Here is a 17,077-nt window from a genome sequence, read left to right as displayed (position 1 = left end):
AATGGGAAACTAATCTTGATGAGTAAAGATAGAAGCAAATTTATTTTTATACATCTCTTTACTAGCTTTAACAAATCGAATTGTTTTGACAATACCTAACAGACTTGCTTGATGCATGCGATACAACAGGCGATGAATCATTAAAGCAAAAAATCCTTTAACGTTCATTTCTCCTTTACCGGCAATTTTAACTACACCTTGTGCAGTATCATGCAAAGAAATAATTGTACCATTATCCGTATATTTAAATAACTTCATTGGTTTATTATTTAATTTGTTAATAATATTTTCATAGCATATTTTTGCCATTTGATGTGCAGCTTGTGCAGTTGCTGGTGAAGCTCGCCCGCTGTCTTGCATAGCATATGCACAATCACCAATAACAAAAATATTATCATCGCGCGTTGTTTGTAATGTTGGTTTAACCACAAGTTGATTCGAACGGCTTGATTCTAAACGAGCAATATCTTTTAAATAGTCTGGTGCTTTTACGCCTGCGGTCCAAATCATAATATCTGCGCTAATAATATCGCCTTCCTTTGGATAAAAACCATCGCTTTGCGCTTTAGTTATCATGGTATTAGTCAACACATGAATTCCGCGCTGTTGCAGGGTTTTAGTAATACCTAATGCTGTCTTTTCAGGTAATGCCGGTAAAATGCGATCGGTTGCTTCAATAACAGATACATCCAGTAAGTCAGAACACATTTTATTACGCCCACAAGTGCCAAAGGTTTCAACCATATGAGGTAATTCTGAAGCTAATTCAACGCCAGTTGCTCCACCGCCAACAATAGCAATACGGATTTTATCTTCATCTTTTGCTTCATTTTCATCAATAATTGAACAAAAACTGGCAAATTTTGCAATGAGTGTTTCACGTAAACGAATTGCAGCATTTTGGTCATCTAAAAAAATACAATGTTCTTTTACTCCTGGTGTCCCAAAATCGTTTGAAGTACTACCAATTGCTACAACTAAAATATCATATGGAACAGAAACAGATTCATTATTTGAGTTGTTAATAATAACTTGTTTTTCTTCACGATTAAGATCGGTAAAAGCACCTTGAATAAATTGAAAAGCGTGTTGTTGACCTTGTGTAGTATAATCAATTTTATCTGCTTGTTCGCTTAAAACGCCGGTGGCAACTTCATGTAATAAAGGTTTCCAAATATGATAACTATTTTTATCTATTAGCGTAATTTCAGCTTGGTTTCTTTTTCCTAGTTTATCGCCAAGGTCAGTTGCTAATTCTAATCCTCCTGCGCCACCACCAATAATAACTATTTTTTTTATCATATTTAATCCTTTTTTAATACTTTATATTTTAAACTATTAAATATTTTACTAAATACATAGATTTTTATCTATTTTTTTTGACTAATGTCATTTATATATAAAACCTATTAAAGTGATGGTTTACAATTGTTAAAAAGCATCTATAGTATAAAAATTATTTGCTTTAGTAGTGAAAATAGTGTTAATACTATTTTTATTTAAAATGATTTTTGTTGAATTTAACGCTTATAAAGCACTTTTCGTATAATGCAAAAATAAAAGTGGTCATATGTTTATAAAATATAGTATATGATCATTTTAATTTTTTATGCCTTATGTCTTTACCATCACTCTATACACAAAATTTTATGAATAAAAAAATTTTTATTATCATTACGTTAATCGTTATTTTGATATCAATGACGATTTTAATTCGCTCACACAATAGCCCACTTATATTACAAGGCGAAGTTGATGCGCCGAATGTTAGCGTTGCTTCTAAAGCCAAAGGTAGAGTGCAAGTAATTCATGCCCATCGGGGTGATGACGTTAAACCTGGGGATATTCTTATTACTCTCGATAGCCCTGAGCTTTTAGCTCAAGTCAAAGCGGCTGAAGCTGCGCGAGACCAAACAAAAGCTCAATTAGCGCTTTCGGAGCATGGAACTCGTGAAGAAAGCATTCGTTATTATGAAGCAGTTCTTGAGCAAGCAAAGGTAACATATGATAATGCTTCCAAAGAATATGAGCGTAACAAAGCTATTTCGGCCAAAGGTTATGTTTCTCAATCTATCTTAGATAGCGCATTAAAAACACGTGATTCAGCTTTTCAACAGGTTCAATCAGCACAAGCTAATTTAGATCAAGCTAAAAATGGAGATCGTATTGAGCAACGTGAAATTTATGCAGCCAAATTAGAAGAAGCCGAAGAGCAACTTAAACAGCTACAAATACAATATGATGATTTACAAGTTAAAGCGCAAGTAGCAGGTGAAATAGGTTCTATTGCTGCTGAAGTCGGTGAATTGTTTAATGCTAACAGCCCATTATTAACCGTGATCCAACTGCCTCAAGCTTATTTTGTATTTAACTTGCGTGAAGATATCATGTCTAATATTCGCAAAGGCGATCATATTATACTTCAAGTACCTGCACTCAATTACAAAGAGATTGAAGCTGAAATTCGTTATATAGCACCAATGGGTGATTATGCAACAAAACGTGCAACAAGAGCAACAGGGGATTTTGATTTGAAAACCTTTGAAGTCAGACTCTATCCTATTGCACCAGTTGAAGGTTTACGTGCAGGTATGAGCACATTATGGAAGCTAGACAAATAATGTTAGATTTCTGGCATCGTTTTAAAGAGGCGTTTAACGCCGAAATACCACAAATTTTTAGGCGGTTTACTTTTCACTGGTTAATGTGGATTTTACCTCTTATTATTTTTGTATTAATCAGTAGTATCTTCTATCGTGGTGTTTTATTCGATCTTCCTGTTGGTTATATTGATAATGATAAAAGTGTTTTATCACGCGAGATTGTGCGTAATCTTAATGCTGGTGCGCATGCTAATCTTATCAATTACGGCAATGAGCTTTTTTTGGCAGAAGGTGATTTACAAAAAGCAAAAATTTATGCGCTACTTTATATTCCACCTAATTTTGAAGCGGATGTATTATCAGGTCGCCAACCTACACCAATGCTTTATTATAATGCGTTATATTATAGTGCTGGATTATATTCGATCATGGATTATTCTGGGTTGATAGCAACAATCAATACCCAATATCGAACCACCATGGCTACTAGCATTGGCATGCCAGTTCCCCCATTGGCAAAAGTTAACTTTAATTATGATGGTTTATTTAATGCTAGTGGTAACTCAATGTACTTCCAACAATTTTCCGCAGTAGTGCATTTATTGCAGCTATTTGTTGTAACCACAACAATTCACATTTTAGCACAGTTGCCAAAGCGAACTCGTCCTAGCTACCCTTTTGTTTTAGGAAAATTAGCACCTTATACAATTTGGTTTACTATGCTGCTCATTTTTGAAATTGCCTTGCTCGTTTTGTTTTCTAATGCGCGTGTATCAGGTTCTCCGTTTGCCATGATGATAGTGGTATTTTTCTATGTTATTGCAGCACAAAGCATTGGTATTTTGCTATACACTTTTACTAAAACTCCTATTGATGCCTATACTTATATAGGTATTTTAGTTGGACTTGCATTAACTTATTCTGGTGTTGTTGTACCTGAACTATCCATGCCATGGATTGCTAGATTTATCTCTTCGCTTGAACCATTAACTTATGCACTAAATAAACTGTTCGATCTGTTTTTGCGTCACTCTAGTTATTTATCGGTGTTAAAAACATGCGGAATTTTAATGATCTATCCAATTATTATTACCGTGTTAGTCAGAAAGCGTCTAGTAAGACGTTTACATTCACAGTAAGAGGATAAATTTAGATGATTAAAATATTTTGGTCTTCATTTATAAAAATATTCTTTTATCTGTTAGGACGACCAATGTGGTTATTGTTACTATTGTCAGTATCATTAATGAGCCTTGTTTATATTAATGGAACTATCACTAATTTACCGATAGCAATTGTTGATCAAGATCATACTCCAACAAGCCGTGGTTTAATTCGCTCATTAGAAACAAGTTCAAAAATTGATACAATTATTTATGAAAGCTCTCTTCAGGCTTATGATGATATCAATAATCGTAAACTTTTTGCTGTGATCACAATTCCAAGAGATTTTGAAAAGCGTCTAATAAATGGTGAAGAAGTTACAATTCCTGCATATGGTGATGCTTCAAGTCGTTTAGCTAATGGTTTAATACAAGTTGATATAAAAGGGATATATCAGCAGATATTGACTGAATATAATACTAAAATAATGCGTAATAACGGATTTTCAGATAAACAGATCAATATTATTTTATCACCTATAAAAGGTCAAACCGAACCACTTTATAATGCAGGCATCAGTTTTGCTGCCATTACCTTTCCAGGTTTGTTAGTCATGTTGCTACAGCACTCTTTTTTAATTGCTTCAACTCGTACTAATATCACCTTAAATTCGCTACCTCAAGGCAAACCGCCTAAAATTGTTGTCTTTGGCAGTTTATGTGGGTTATTACCTATTTGGTTATTTTTATCTATTGTATTATTTGGTTTATGGCCTTGGATACTTGGTTATCGGCAATTAGCTAGCATTCCCGAAATATTAATCATGACATTTCCATTATTGCTTGGTGCGCTAGGTTTGAGCAAATTACTAACAGAATGTTTACGCCGTACTGAGATGATATATCTTACATTAGCATTTTTAACCACACCTGTTTTCTATCTTTCAGGAACAATTTGGCCTATTGATGCAATGCCATTATGGGTGCAATGTGTTTCTTATTCTCTACCTTCAACTTGGGCAACCAATATGATTGCAGGAGTGAATCAAATGGGGTTAAGCTTATCAGATAACTGGTTAAATATATTTATGATACTTTTACTAGGAGTAATATATAGTTCGTTAGGTATTTTCATATCAGCCTTACGAGAAGGAAAAGTTAGAAGTATATTTAGAAAAATGAAAACGTTTCGATATTTAAAAATGCGTAGCTAAATGATAAATATGGGTAAAGTGCATATACGGAAAAAATCTGAGTTTTACTGAAGGAGCTTTTTATTACTAACACAGTGAATTGATTCAGTATTCCTGTTATTATGATTTATAGTTTTCACTAAAAATAATAACGCTTTGAATGTACAATAAATTTTACCCATGGATTATTAGTTTACGGTTAAAAACCATACCTCTTTCTCTTTCTGCGATATTAGTAGGTAATGCACTAGCTTATTGGCAACATCAATTTAGTTTTTGGATACTACTGTTTTCATTAATTACAGCATCATTGTTACAAATTCTTTCTAATCTAGCCAATGATTACGGAGATGAAATTAAAGGTAGCGATCAAAACAATCTTACTGCCCATAATCGAGGTATACAATTAGGCTTAATTACACTTAAGCAGCTAAAAATAGCGCTATGGATTAATATTTTTTTATGTATTTTATTTGGGCTGATTTTGCTTATATTTGCTTGTAATAATATTTATGAATTATTTATTTTTATATTATTAGGATTATTATCTATTGTTGCCGCAATAACTTATACCATGGGTAAAAAACCTTACGGCTATATTGGATTTGGCGATCTATCAGTACTTACTTTTTTTGGTTTGATTGGCGTCATGGGTAGTTTCTACTTGCAAACTAAGGTATTCTCTTTATCCATTATTTTACCTTCTTTAGGCTGTGGTTTGTTATCCGTTGCTGTGCTTAATATCAATAACCTTCGTGATATAGAACTAGATCGAAAAAGTAATAAGCGTACATTGGTAGTAATGATTGGTAAATGTATGGGGCGATATTATCATTTATTGCTATTACTCATAGCATTTTGTTCGCTAAGTTTATTTGCATACAATAAATTACAAACAATCTGGAGCGGTTTGTTTATATTAACATTACCGTTATTTATTAAGCATATTTATATGGTTTTTCAATTTAATACGCACAAAGAAGGGGTACCTTTATTATTACAGATGGTCAAACTTGCTTTATTGACTAATTTACTTTATTGTTTGGGGATTATTTTGAGCTAGTTCACGTTTATTTAATTTTAATATCATTTTACTTGGCATTAGCGTTATACTAAATAAACTTATATATCACAGCAAAAGGAGACTTGATAATGGAGTTTGATACTTCAATTCTTTGCGATTATTACCCAGAAGATGTTAACGTAGTTGAACCAATATTTAGTAATTTTGGTGGCGTAGCATCGTTTTCAGGTCAAGCTGTAACAGTTAAATGTTTTGAAGATAACGGCTTACTATACGAAATTTTGCAATCAGACGGCTCAGGAAAAATCCTTGTTATTGATGGGGGTGGCTCTGTTCGTCGAGCGCTAATTGATGCAGAGCTAGTAGATATTGCTGTTCAAAATCAATGGGAAGGAATAATTGTTTATGGTGCTGTTCGCCAAGTTGATTATCTAGCTGAAGCCGACATTGGCATTCAAGCTCTAGCAGCTATTCCTGTTGGTGCTGAAGATCAAGGCATTGGTGAAATTGATATTCGTGTTAATTTTGGTGGAGTGACTTTCTTCTCAGGTGATTTTGTCTATGCTGATAATACAGGTATCATCCTATCTGAAATTGCTCTTGAAATTGAAGATAAATAAAAAATAGTATGAACCACCGGTATCTATCGGTGGTTTTTATACTTAAACGTATATTTACCTGAAACTTTTTAACAAAAACATCTTTAATTTTAAATCACTCGATTACGAATATAACCACCTGTTACCGTCTTTATTAAACCTTCTAGTTCCATATCTAATAATTTGACGGCCACTTCTGAAATCGACATATTTACTTGTTGAGCAATAATATCAACAGGGATAGGTTGATGATGAATCACAGCAAAAATTTCAGGGTATAAAATAGAATTATTTGGTTCTTCTTTAAGCTGATTACACGAGCTATTTACTGCTGATAAATAACTGTAATAATGCTCTAAAATATCAACTGGTTTAGAAACTAAATAAGCGCCTTGTTTAATTAAATAGTGAGTTCCACTACAGTTTTCATTGTTAATATCACCAGGTAAGGCAAATACATCTCGATTTTGTTCAAGTGCATAGCGCGCAGTAATTAACGAGCCGCTTTTCTCTGAAGCTTCAACCACAAAAGTTCCTAAACTTAACCCGCTAATAATTCGGTTCCGACGAGGAAAATAGACAGATCTGGCTTTTTCAAATGGAAAAAATTCGGATACAATTGTCCCACCTTGCGCCAAAATATCATTGGCTAAGTTTAAATTTGATCTTGGTGCAATTTTTGCTAAGCCGCTGCCTAACACTGCGATGGTATAACCCGATACTTCAAGTGCGCCACGATGGCAAATAGCATCTAATCCAAGCGCCAAACCACTAGTTATTGTTAAACCATTAATAGCTAACTCACTAGCAAAATATCGTCCCCACTGTGCTCCATATTCACTAAATTCACGACTTCCAACCATAGCTAATTGAGGTGAATGTAATAACTGCCGATTACCTAAAACAAACAACAATAAAGGCGGAGAACAAATTTGTTTAAGTAATAAAGGATAATCGCTATCACAATAAGCAATAAGGTGTTTTTGTGGGTGGGGTGATTCTAACCATTCAAGTATTGGTTCTAAATGAAGATATGATGTTTCATAAAAACGTACTAATTGAACATCCGACAATCCTAGTTTATTTAACAAACAAGACACATTTTGTATGCTACTTGGTAAACCGTTAGCAAAAAGCTGTCCAATTTTTTCAAAAATATTTTGTTTTCCATATCCAACCATTGAAATTCTTAATAAGAATTCATATTTACTCATCATAATCTTTCCGCACTCGTTTTAAATGATTTAGATATCTTGAATTGATAAGATAAATACTACCAATAGCCAACAAGGGCTATTCATCAGTATGATAAATGTTTACAATGAGCAATAGTTTGAATAAACCCGAAATTTGAGGAGTAGATCGAAGAATTTATGGCTATTTTACCGGTATTACGTTTTCCTGATGAGCGACTTCGCAAAGTTGCTAAGCCTGTTACCAAGTTCACCCCTGAGCTACAAACGATCATTGATAACATGATCGAAACTATGTACGACGAAAATGGTATTGGGCTTGCTGCAACCCAAGTTAATGTACATGAACAAATTATTGTTATTGATGTATCAGAAGATAAAAGCCAAGTTTATGTGATCATCAATCCTGAAGTGATAAGCCAAGAAGGTGAAACGGGTATTGAGGAAGGGTGCTTATCGGTACCTGATTGTCGTGGATTTGTGCCAAGAGCAGAAAAAATCAAAATTAAAGCACTAGATCGTCATGGCAATCCTTATGAAATTGATGCCGATGAGTTACTTGCTATCTGTATCCAACACGAAATGGATCATTTAAAAGGTAAACTCTTTGTTGATTATCTTTCACCATTAAAACGTCAACGAATTGAACAAAAAATGAAGAAACTTGCTCGTGAGGAGCAACGGAATCAATAAGATTAACCGTCATAGTGATTGACGGTTAATCTATCTAAAGATAACTATTTAGCAACAATCACCATCGCAGGACGAATTAATCGGCCATTTAAGGTATAGCCTTTTTGGATGGTGTTTACTATTTGACCCGATTGATGTTCTGGTGATTCAACCATGCTAATTGCTTGGTGCACATCAGGATTTAGTTGTGAATCTTCAGTATTAATCACTTCAATACCAAATTTTTTGACAGTATCTAGGAATGATTTTAATGTCAGTTCTAACCCTTCAACAGTAGCTTTATGCTCAGGGTTGGTTTTATCTGTAGATTCTAAAGCTCGTTCTAAATTATCAATAACGGGTAATAATTCATTAGAGAATTTTTCTAGTGCAAATTTACGAGCTTTATCAACATCTTGTTCAACACGTTTACGAACATTATCAATTTCAGCTCGCGCACGAATCATGGCTTCGTTTTCATTTTTTTTAGCCAACTGTAATGCTTGTTCTAGCTCTGCAATACGTGCATCTTTTGCGCTTAATTGCTCTTCTAGACTTGGTTGCGCTGGAGCTTCTTGCTCTGTTATTTCTTCAGCTGGTGTGTCAATGTTAGTTTCATTTTCTGACATATTTTTATCTTGCTCTGTCATAAGGTACTCCAAATAATGTAGTCGAAAACTTAGTGAATTACGGTTATTATGGGGACAATTTTTATGATTACAAGCTTATCAGTAAATTGATATGTAATTTTTTGACCTGTGATGAAAAAATACATATCGTTTATATAAAAGAATAACAAGGATATTTTATGAATACACCTTTTAAATGCATTGGTCTCATTGGACTTCCTCGTAAATTAGAGGCAATCGAAACTCATCAAGTGCTTTATGATTGGCTTGTTAGTCTTGGTATTCATGTGCTAGTTGAAGATCGCTTAGCGGATCATATTCAATTTTCGGTTAGCCATTACGCTTCGTTAGAATCAATTGGCCAGCAAGCTGACCTAGCTATTGTTGTAGGTGGTGATGGAAATATGCTACGTTCAGCTAGGTACTTGTCACACTATAAAATCAAAGTGATTGGTGTTAATCGAGGTAATCTCGGTTTCTTAACGGATATCTCGCATGAACAAGTAATTGAACAATTAAGCCCTGTTATTGCTGGCGAATATGATGATGATCCACGTTTTTTACTTGAGGTGTCGATTTATGATAATGGTAACTTGATTAATTCAGGTTTTGCCGTCAATGAAATAGTCGTTACTCCTAACACTGTAGCGCACATGATTGACTATGATGTTTACATTAATGAACGTAATGCGTTTTCACAGCGAGCTGATGGGTTAATTATTGCAACGCCAACAGGCTCTACCGCTTACTCACTATCGGCTGGTGGTCCTATTTTAGCGCCTCATTTAGATGCATTAATTATTACGCCAATGTTTCCGCATTCGTTAGCAGTTAGACCATTGGTTATCAAAGGTAATAACCCAATTCATCTTAAATTTCCAACTACTGCGCTTGATTTAAATATTGCCTGTGACAGCCAAATTATTTTACCGGTCAAACCAACGCAAGATGTGATTATTCGCCGATCTTTATATGAATTTAATTTAATTCATACCAAAGATTATGATTATTTTAATAATCTTTCGACTAAGTTAGGGTGGTCACAAAAGATGTTTTAGTCTATTTTTGTAAAAAACTTTCAGGAAAGTATGCGTTTTAGTATAAAATTACATCTTAAATAACTAATGTCATGATATAAACGGTGAATGATGAAAAGATAGCTGCAATCACATCATCCACCATAATACCAAAACCGCCAGGTATACGTTTATCAAACCAACGAATTGGCCACGGTTTTGCCATGTCAAAAATCCTAAATGCTACAAAGGCTATCGCAATCCACATAACAGAAAGTTGTGGAATAAAAAATAGGGTGATCCACATGCCAACAAATTCATCCCATACTATATGTCCTGAATCGTGCGTATGGGTATCATCCGATGTTTTTTGGCAAATAAAACAACCAAAAATAAAAGTCACTAAAATAAATACCCAGTATAAAGCTGGTTGTAAACCATAAAATAATAGCCAAAGTGGAATCGCCATTAACGATCCCATTGTTCCCGGCATAATTGGAGATAAACCACTACCTAGTCCTACAGCTAAAAAATGAATGGGATTGGTTAACTTGAGGAATTTTTTAAAATCTTTATTTCGTTCTTGTTTTGTCATAATCCAATATTCTTTTAAATAAAATTTGCCGACATTAAGCCGGCAAAAAGAAAGTGCCTAATTTTTTAGCTAAGCATTTAAGTATTGATTATGACAATATTATTCATCTTTGGCTAATGTTGCAACCATTACCGCTTTAATGGTATGTAGCCTGTTTTCGGCTTCATCAAAAACAATACTATGTTCAGATTCAAACACATCATTAGTCACTTCAAGTCCATTGGTTAAACCATATTGAGCTGCCATCTGTTTACCGACGGTAGTGTTCATATCATGAAAAGCTGGTAAACAGTGCATGAATTTGACATTTGGATTATTGGTAAGTTTAATAACATTTTCATTCACTTGATAAGGTGTTAATAATTTAACACGCTCATCCCAAACTTCCTTAGGCTCACCCATTGATACCCATACATCAGTATATAAAAAGTCGACGTCTTTAACTCCTTTGGCAACATCTTCGGTTAAGATAATTTTTGCACCCGTATTTTTTGCTATATCTTGGCACTTTTGTACGAGTTCGGCTTCGGGATGACAGGCCTTTGGTGCAACTAAACGAATTTCCATTCCCATTAAAGCCGCACCTTCCATTAACGAATTTCCCATGTTATTACGGGCATCGCCTAAATAGGCAAATTTAATGCTACTTAATGGGCGATTGCCTATATGCTCTTTCATTGTCATAAAATCGGCTAAAATTTGGGTTGGATGTGCTTCGGTCGTTAAGCCATTCCATACTGGTACACCAGCATATTGGGCTAATGTTTCAACGATCTCTTGACCATAACCACGATACTCAATACCGTCATACATTCGACCCAGCACGCGTGCGGTATCCGCAATTGATTCTTTATGACCGATTTGACTACCACTTGGTCCTAAATAAGTGACATTTGCACCTTGATCAAATGCACCAACCTCAAAAGCACAACGCGTACGGGTGGAGTCTTTCTCAAAAATTAATGCAATATTTTTACCAATCAAATGTTGTTGTTCTTGCCCTTGTTGTTTGGCTTGTTTTAATTCGATAGCAAGATTAATTAATTGATTGATTTCGGTAGAGGTAAAATCAAGTAATCGTAAAAAATGACGCTGATAAAAACCGTGCATGATATAGCTCCTAATAACCGTAATGATGTAAATGATTCTATTTGAATAATTATGCAAATTCAAGTTAAACATCATAATAACCCTAACATTTTACCTTTATGTTGAGATAAGTCTCAAAAATTAGACTTAATTATTAAAATAATTTTTATAATATTGCTTTTTTTGTACAAAAAAGTGTAATAAAATGACCAAATATTGTATCTTTGTAGCTAGGTAAAATTGAATTTTTATTCAAAATTCATGATAATTCATTCAAAGGATCTTTTAGTCATGCAAACTTATGCCCTCCTTATGTTACAAGATGGTTCGCAATTTATCGGGAAATCAATTGGTGCTGATGGTCAAACAGTTGGGGAAGTGGTATTTAACACCTCAATGACAGGTTACCAAGAAATTCTTACCGATCCGTCTTACTGTGAGCAATTGGTTACATTAACCTACCCGCACATTGGTAATGTAGGAACGAATGATACCGATGCCGAATCGAACCAAGTTTATGCAAAAGGCTTGATTATTCGTGATTTGCCATTATTAGCTAGCAACTATCGAAGCGAACTCAGCCTTTCTAGCTATTTAAAAAAACATAATGTTATTGCCATTGCGGATATTGATACGCGGCGCTTAACCCGTATTTTGCGTGAAAAAGGTGCACAGCATGGCGTCATCATAACAGCAACGGACAAAACGACCTTACTTGAAAAAGCCGAAATAGCTAAACAGCAGGCAATCGATTTTAAAGGATTAAGTGGGCTTGATTTAGCCAAAGAAGTGACTTGTTTGACAAGTTATATTTGGTCACAAGGCATATGGACAAGGCAACAGCAACAGCCTGCTCCAAAACCAGAAAGCCAATTACCATATCATGTTGTTGCTTACGACTTTGGTGTAAAACATAATATTTTGCGAATGTTAGTTGAGCGTGGTTGTAAATTAACTGTTGTACCAGCAAAAACGACAGCAAAACAAGTCCTTGCTTTAAATCCCGATGGGATTTTTTTATCTAATGGTCCAGGAGATCCTGCACCTTGCAGTTATGCGATTGATGCCATTAAACAGTTTTTAAACACAGATATTCCTATTTTTGGCATTTGTTTAGGTCATCAACTTCTTGCGCTTGCTTGTGGTGCTAAAACTATCAAAATGAAGTTTGGTCATCATGGTGGTAATCATCCTGTTAAAGATCTAGAAAATAATAAGGTAATGATCACTGCACAAAATCACGGCTTCGCTGTAGATGAAGCAAGCTTACCAGCTCATTTACGAGCGACGCATAAATCACTGTTCGATGGTTCATTACAAGGTATTCATCACAATCAAAAACCGGCTTTTAGTTTTCAAGGTCATCCCGAAGCCAGTCCTGGGCCTCATGATGCAGCATCACTTTTTGACCACTTTATTGAGTTAATTAAAATTTATAAGCAGGAGCAATAATCATGGCTAAGCGAACAGATATAAAAAGTATATTAATTATTGGTGCTGGCCCAATTGTTATTGGTCAAGCATGTGAATTTGATTATTCTGGTGCTCAAGCCTGTAAAGCGCTGCGTGAAGAAGGTTATCGTGTTATTTTAGTTAACTCTAATCCAGCCACTATCATGACAGATCCTGAAATGGCTGATGCCACTTATATTGAACCCATTCATTGGACAAGCGTTCGTAAGATTATTGAACAAGAAAGGCCAGACGCCATTTTACCAACCATGGGCGGTCAAACAGCATTAAACTGTGCATTAGAGCTTGAAAAACAAGGTGTATTGAAAGAATTTAATGTTGAAATGATAGGTGCAACAGCCGATGCTATCGATAAAGCCGAAGATCGCAAACGCTTTGATGAGGCGATGAAAAAAATTGGTCTTGATACCGCTCGCTCAGGGATTGCTCATTCGCTTAAAGAAGCTTACGCCGTTCTTGATCAAGTCGGTTTTCCTTGCATTATTCGTCCATCATTTACCATGGGGGGCACCGGTGGCGGTATTGCTTATAATACCGAAGAGTTTGACGAAATTTGTACTCGAGGACTTGATCTTTCGCCAACCAATGAACTACTTATTGATGAATCATTGATAGGCTGGAAAGAGTACGAAATGGAAGTGGTGCGAGACAAAAATGATAACTGTATTATTGTTTGCTCAATTGAAAACTTCGATCCAATGGGTATTCATACAGGTGATTCAATTACGGTGGCTCCGGCACAAACTTTGACGGATAAAGAATACCAAATCATGCGTAACGCTTCGATTGCGGTACTGCGTGAAATTGGTGTTGAAACCGGTGGCTCCAATGTACAATTTTCGGTTGATCCAAAGACAGGGCGATTAATTGTTATTGAGATGAATCCACGGGTATCTCGATCATCAGCCTTAGCTTCGAAAGCAACGGGTTTTCCTATCGCGAAAATCGCCGCTAAACTGGCTGTCGGTTATACGCTTGATGAATTATCTAATGATATAACAGGCGGAAAAACCCCCGCCTCATTTGAACCATCAATTGATTATGTTGTCACCAAAATTCCACGCTTTAATTTTGAAAAATTTGCTGGTTGTAATGATCGTTTAACCACACAAATGAAATCAGTTGGTGAAGTGATGGCCATTGGGCGTACCTTCCAAGAATCAATGCAAAAGGCGTTGCGAGGGCTTGAAGTTGGCGCTTCAGGATTTGATCCTAAAATTGATAATTATACTGATGAAAAAAATATCACCCAAATTCGTTATGAGCTTCAAGAAGCGGGCGCTGATCGAATTTGGTATATTGCTGATGCTTTTAGGGCAGGATTCAGCTTAGAAGATATCTTTTTACTAACCAATATTGATCGTTGGTTTTTAGTGCAAATTGAAGAGTTGGTTAACCTTGAAAACAAGCTAAAGAAACAATCACTTGCTCAACTTGATCAAGAAACATTATGGCAATTAAAACGTAAAGGTTTTTCTGATTTACGCATCGCCAAACTGCTTAATACCACAGAACAAGCTGTTCGCAATTTACGTCATCAATATCAAATTCACCCTGTTTATAAACGTGTTGATACCTGTGCGGCTGAATTTGCAACAGATACCGCTTATCTTTATTCAACCTATGAGCAAGAGTGTGAAGCTAATCCTCAATTTAGCCGTAAAAAAATTATGATCCTTGGTGGTGGTCCTAATCGGATTGGACAAGGTATTGAGTTTGATTATTGTTGTGTGCATGCCGCATTGGCACTGCGTGAGGATGGTTATGAGACCATTATGGTTAACTGTAATCCCGAAACAGTTTCAACCGATTATGATACTTCTGACCGCCTCTATTTTGAGCCAGTTACGCTTGAAGATGTGCTTGAAATTGCGCATGTTGAAAAACCAAATGGTGTTATTGTGCAATACGGTGGGCAAACACCGCTAAAACTTGCTCGTGCGCTTGAAGCAGCAGGGCTACCAATTATTGGTACCTCACCCGATGCTATAGATAAAGCCGAAGATCGTAAACGCTTTCAAGAAGTCGTCGATAAACTGAAATTAAAACAACCTGTCAACGCAACAGTGACCGATATTAACAAGGCAGTCATTGAAGCAGAAAAAATAGGTTATCCATTAGTGGTTAGACCTTCTTATGTATTAGGTGGCCGAGCAATGGAAATTGTCTATAATGAACAAGATTTAAGGCGTTATTTTAAAACCGCAGTAAGCGAATCAAATAATGCACCAGTCTTACTTGATCACTTTTTAGATGATGCAATTGAAGTTGATATTGATGTAATTGCTGATGGTGAGCAAATCCTAATTGGTGGCATTATGGAACATATTGAACAAGCCGGAATTCATTCAGGCGACTCAGCTTGCTCACTACCAACCCACACCTTAACTGCAGATATTTTAGACAAACTACGACAGCAAGCCAAACAATTAGCACTTGAACTCAATGTAAAAGGTTTAATGAATGGGCAATTTGCGGTGAAAGATAATCAAATTTATTTGATCGAAATCAATCCTCGTGCAGCTCGTACTGTACCGTTTGTCTCAAAAGCAACAGGTTTACCACTGGCAAAAATAGCGGCTCGCGTGATGACAGGGCAATCACTTGCCAAGCAAAATGTGACTAAAGAGGTGATTCCTCCTTATTATTCGGTAAAAGAAGTGGTATTACCGTTTAATAAATTCAGTGGCGTCGACCCAATCTTAGGCCCTGAAATGCGCTCAACCGGTGAAGTAATGGGAATCGGTAAAACCTTTGCTGAAGCCTTTGCTAAAGCTCAGTTGGGTAGTTTATCCAATATGAAAAAATCAGGGAAAGCATTATTATCGGTTCGCGATCAAGATAAAGTAAGGTTGTTAGAGATAGCTAAACGATTAATTACTCATGGGTTTAGTATTGATGCAACTATTGGCACGGCAAAGGTATTACAACAAGCAAAAATACCATGCCAAATCGTAAAAAAAGAAAACGAAGGGCGACCAAATATCCATGACCATATAAAAAATGGCGAATATAGCTATATTCTTAATACCACTTCTGGGCGAGCAGCTATTGAAGCCTCAAAAATATTGCGTCGAAGTGCCATTCAATATAAGGTACATTACGATACCACGATAAATGCTGCCTATGCTACAACTGTAGCGCTAGATTACGATCCGGCACAAACAGTAACGCCATTACAGAAACTTTATTGGTAATCAAAAAGACAAAGACGAGCAATGCTCGTCTTTTACAGTTTATACTTAAATTAACTTTCTGACGAATTCTTAGCTGCCTTTGCCCAAATGTCTGCTTCAGTCATATTATGTGTATGATTTGCAAAATCATAACAACTTGGTTTTTTATCAATAAAGGCTTGAGTTGTAAATTCCAATTGTTTGATATCATCAAAAAGCCAAGCTGCAATATAGTAATGTTGCGTGCCTTTTAAGTGATAATAAAGATGAGTACCACATTCTTTACAAAACGCTCTTTCAGCCCACTGAGAAGAATTATAATGGGTGATATTTATTTGTCCTTCAATATTAATTTCACCATTATGCGCTAATGCCATTAGTGGTCCTGCGTTCCATTTACGACAAGTTTGACAATGGCAAGCGCTTAAATGAGCATTTTCAAATGGGACTGTTAATTTTACTTTTCCGCATAAACATGATCCGTGGTATTGGATGGACATAAGCGATTCCTTATTTAAAATAACTTAAATTATTACTATAGTAAAAATTAGAATATCACAATATATTTTATACAACTAACGAAATTGTGCCTAATGAACTGACTTAATAACTAGCTAATAATTAGAGTCAAATGACATCAAAAAGGGATAATTCAATAAACCAGTTTACTCACAACTTTATTTTTTATAATAAATTATTTAAAGGCTCGTAA

The 17,077-nt window shown here is 35.4% G+C and carries 15 protein-coding genes; 9 read left to right on the top strand and 6 right to left on the bottom strand.

Features of this window, described 5'->3' with window-relative positions; translation table 11 throughout:
- Positions 1 to 9: 9 nt before the first annotated feature.
- Entirely contained in the window at positions 10 to 1,302 is a 1,293-nt protein-coding gene (locus GA0061080_RS04265) for an NAD(P)/FAD-dependent oxidoreductase (protein ID WP_091121611.1), read from the bottom strand.
- 347 nt (positions 1,303 to 1,649) lie between these two features.
- Between GA0061080_RS04265 and GA0061080_RS04260 the strand changes: the two genes are divergently transcribed.
- The 5 genes from GA0061080_RS04260 to rraA all read left to right on the top strand — a co-directional run bounded on the left by GA0061080_RS04260 (position 1,650) and on the right by rraA (position 6,543).
- The gene (locus tag GA0061080_RS04260) at positions 1,650 to 2,621 is read left to right on the top strand and encodes an HlyD family secretion protein (protein ID WP_091121662.1); all 972 of its coding nucleotides are present in this window, start codon (positions 1,650 to 1,652) and stop codon (positions 2,619 to 2,621) included.
- Entirely contained in the window at positions 2,603 to 3,742 is a 1,140-nt protein-coding gene (locus GA0061080_RS04255) for an ABC transporter permease (protein ID WP_209435728.1), read from the top strand. The genes GA0061080_RS04260 and GA0061080_RS04255 overlap by 19 nt, the downstream gene beginning before the upstream one ends.
- Positions 3,743 to 3,759: 17 nt before the next feature.
- On the top strand, positions 3,760 to 4,920 hold the full coding sequence (locus GA0061080_RS04250; RefSeq protein ID WP_065561699.1) for an ABC transporter permease: 1,161 nt from the start codon (positions 3,760 to 3,762) through the stop codon (positions 4,918 to 4,920).
- Between the two features lie 139 nt (positions 4,921 to 5,059).
- The gene (locus GA0061080_RS04245) at positions 5,060 to 5,962 is read left to right on the top strand and encodes a 1,4-dihydroxy-2-naphthoate polyprenyltransferase (protein ID WP_034909388.1); all 903 of its coding nucleotides are present in this window, start codon (positions 5,060 to 5,062) and stop codon (positions 5,960 to 5,962) included.
- Between the two features lie 89 nt (positions 5,963 to 6,051).
- A complete protein-coding gene (rraA, locus tag GA0061080_RS04240) occupies positions 6,052 to 6,543 on the top strand; it encodes a ribonuclease E activity regulator RraA (RefSeq protein ID WP_034909391.1) in 492 nt (163 codons plus the stop codon).
- 89 nt (positions 6,544 to 6,632) lie between these two features.
- Here rraA and dprA read toward each other — a convergent pair whose 3' ends face one another.
- Complete coding sequence (gene dprA / locus GA0061080_RS04235) at positions 6,633 to 7,739, bottom strand: DNA-processing protein DprA (protein WP_091121609.1); 1,107 nt, start codon at positions 7,737 to 7,739, stop codon at positions 6,633 to 6,635.
- Positions 7,740 to 7,895: 156 nt separating this feature from the next.
- Here dprA and def point away from each other — a divergent pair, with 156 nt between their 5' ends.
- Positions 7,896 to 8,408 carry a peptide deformylase gene (gene def, locus GA0061080_RS04230; protein ID WP_091121605.1) on the top strand — a complete coding sequence of 171 codons (513 nt, stop codon included), beginning with the start codon at positions 7,896 to 7,898 and terminating at the stop codon, positions 8,406 to 8,408.
- A gap of 44 nt (positions 8,409 to 8,452) precedes the next feature.
- Here the strand turns inward: def and grpE are convergent, their stop codons facing one another.
- The gene (gene grpE / locus GA0061080_RS04225; RefSeq protein WP_091121600.1) at positions 8,453 to 9,037 is read right to left on the bottom strand and encodes a nucleotide exchange factor GrpE; all 585 of its coding nucleotides are present in this window, start codon (positions 9,035 to 9,037) and stop codon (positions 8,453 to 8,455) included.
- A 158-nt stretch (positions 9,038 to 9,195) separates the two neighbouring features.
- Between grpE and nadK the strand changes: the two genes are divergently transcribed.
- A complete protein-coding gene (gene nadK, locus GA0061080_RS04220; protein ID WP_091121596.1) occupies positions 9,196 to 10,074 on the top strand; it encodes an NAD(+) kinase in 879 nt (292 codons plus the stop codon).
- 55 nt (positions 10,075 to 10,129) lie between these two features.
- On the opposite strand, the gene GA0061080_RS04215 is transcribed toward nadK, so the two are convergent.
- Together GA0061080_RS04215 and argF are read right to left on the bottom strand one after the other, a co-directional pair.
- Entirely contained in the window at positions 10,130 to 10,627 is a 498-nt protein-coding gene (locus tag GA0061080_RS04215) for a phosphatidylglycerophosphatase A family protein (protein ID WP_034947327.1), read from the bottom strand.
- A 99-nt stretch (positions 10,628 to 10,726) separates the two neighbouring features.
- Positions 10,727 to 11,737: an ornithine carbamoyltransferase gene (gene argF, locus GA0061080_RS04210; protein ID WP_065625317.1), complete on the bottom strand. Its 1,011-nt coding sequence runs from the start codon at positions 11,735 to 11,737 to the stop codon at positions 10,727 to 10,729.
- A 270-nt stretch (positions 11,738 to 12,007) separates the two neighbouring features.
- On the opposite strand from argF, the gene carA reads away from it, so the two are divergent.
- On the top strand, positions 12,008 to 13,168 hold the full coding sequence (gene carA, locus GA0061080_RS04205; protein ID WP_091121593.1) for a glutamine-hydrolyzing carbamoyl-phosphate synthase small subunit: 1,161 nt from the start codon (positions 12,008 to 12,010) through the stop codon (positions 13,166 to 13,168).
- Between the two features lie 2 nt (positions 13,169 to 13,170).
- Positions 13,171 to 16,386 carry a carbamoyl-phosphate synthase large subunit gene (gene carB / locus GA0061080_RS04200; protein ID WP_091121590.1) on the top strand — a complete coding sequence of 1,072 codons (3,216 nt, stop codon included), beginning with the start codon at positions 13,171 to 13,173 and terminating at the stop codon, positions 16,384 to 16,386.
- 50 nt (positions 16,387 to 16,436) lie between these two features.
- On the opposite strand, the gene GA0061080_RS04195 is transcribed toward carB, so the two are convergent.
- Complete coding sequence (locus tag GA0061080_RS04195; protein ID WP_091121587.1) at positions 16,437 to 16,865, bottom strand: GFA family protein; 429 nt, start codon at positions 16,863 to 16,865, stop codon at positions 16,437 to 16,439.
- Between the last annotated feature and the right edge of the window lie 212 nt (positions 16,866 to 17,077).

Source organism: Gilliamella intestini, assembly GCF_900094935.1.
In the GTDB taxonomy this organism is placed as follows: Bacteria; Pseudomonadota; Gammaproteobacteria; order Enterobacterales; family Orbaceae; genus Gilliamella; species Gilliamella intestini.
Note: the sequence above shows the minus strand (reverse complement) of the source record. Positions and strands in the feature narration are given on the sequence as shown.

What these genes read in the sequence shown, in the direction of transcription:
- GA0061080_RS04255 (WP_209435728.1), top strand. Translation starts at nt 2,603, where the DNA reads ATGGAAGCTAGACAAATAATGTTAGATTTCTGGCATCGTTTTAAAGAG.
- dprA (WP_091121609.1), bottom strand. Translation starts at nt 7,739, where the DNA reads ATGATGAGTAAATATGAATTCTTATTAAGAATTTCAATGGTTGGATAT.
- GA0061080_RS04245 (WP_034909388.1), top strand. Translation starts at nt 5,060, where the DNA reads ATGTACAATAAATTTTACCCATGGATTATTAGTTTACGGTTAAAAACC.
- nadK (WP_091121596.1), top strand. Translation starts at nt 9,196, where the DNA reads ATGAATACACCTTTTAAATGCATTGGTCTCATTGGACTTCCTCGTAAA.
- argF (WP_065625317.1), bottom strand. Translation starts at nt 11,737, where the DNA reads ATGCACGGTTTTTATCAGCGTCATTTTTTACGATTACTTGATTTTACC.
- GA0061080_RS04195 (WP_091121587.1), bottom strand. Translation starts at nt 16,865, where the DNA reads ATGTCCATCCAATACCACGGATCATGTTTATGCGGAAAAGTAAAATTA.
- carA (WP_091121593.1), top strand. Translation starts at nt 12,008, where the DNA reads ATGCAAACTTATGCCCTCCTTATGTTACAAGATGGTTCGCAATTTATC.
- carB (WP_091121590.1), top strand. Translation starts at nt 13,171, where the DNA reads ATGGCTAAGCGAACAGATATAAAAAGTATATTAATTATTGGTGCTGGC.
- rraA (WP_034909391.1), top strand. Translation starts at nt 6,052, where the DNA reads ATGGAGTTTGATACTTCAATTCTTTGCGATTATTACCCAGAAGATGTT.
- grpE (WP_091121600.1), bottom strand. Translation starts at nt 9,037, where the DNA reads ATGACAGAGCAAGATAAAAATATGTCAGAAAATGAAACTAACATTGAC.
- GA0061080_RS04215 (WP_034947327.1), bottom strand. Translation starts at nt 10,627, where the DNA reads ATGACAAAACAAGAACGAAATAAAGATTTTAAAAAATTCCTCAAGTTA.
- def (WP_091121605.1), top strand. Translation starts at nt 7,896, where the DNA reads ATGGCTATTTTACCGGTATTACGTTTTCCTGATGAGCGACTTCGCAAA.
- GA0061080_RS04265 (WP_091121611.1), bottom strand. Translation starts at nt 1,302, where the DNA reads ATGATAAAAAAAATAGTTATTATTGGTGGTGGCGCAGGAGGATTAGAA.
- GA0061080_RS04260 (WP_091121662.1), top strand. Translation starts at nt 1,650, where the DNA reads ATGAATAAAAAAATTTTTATTATCATTACGTTAATCGTTATTTTGATA.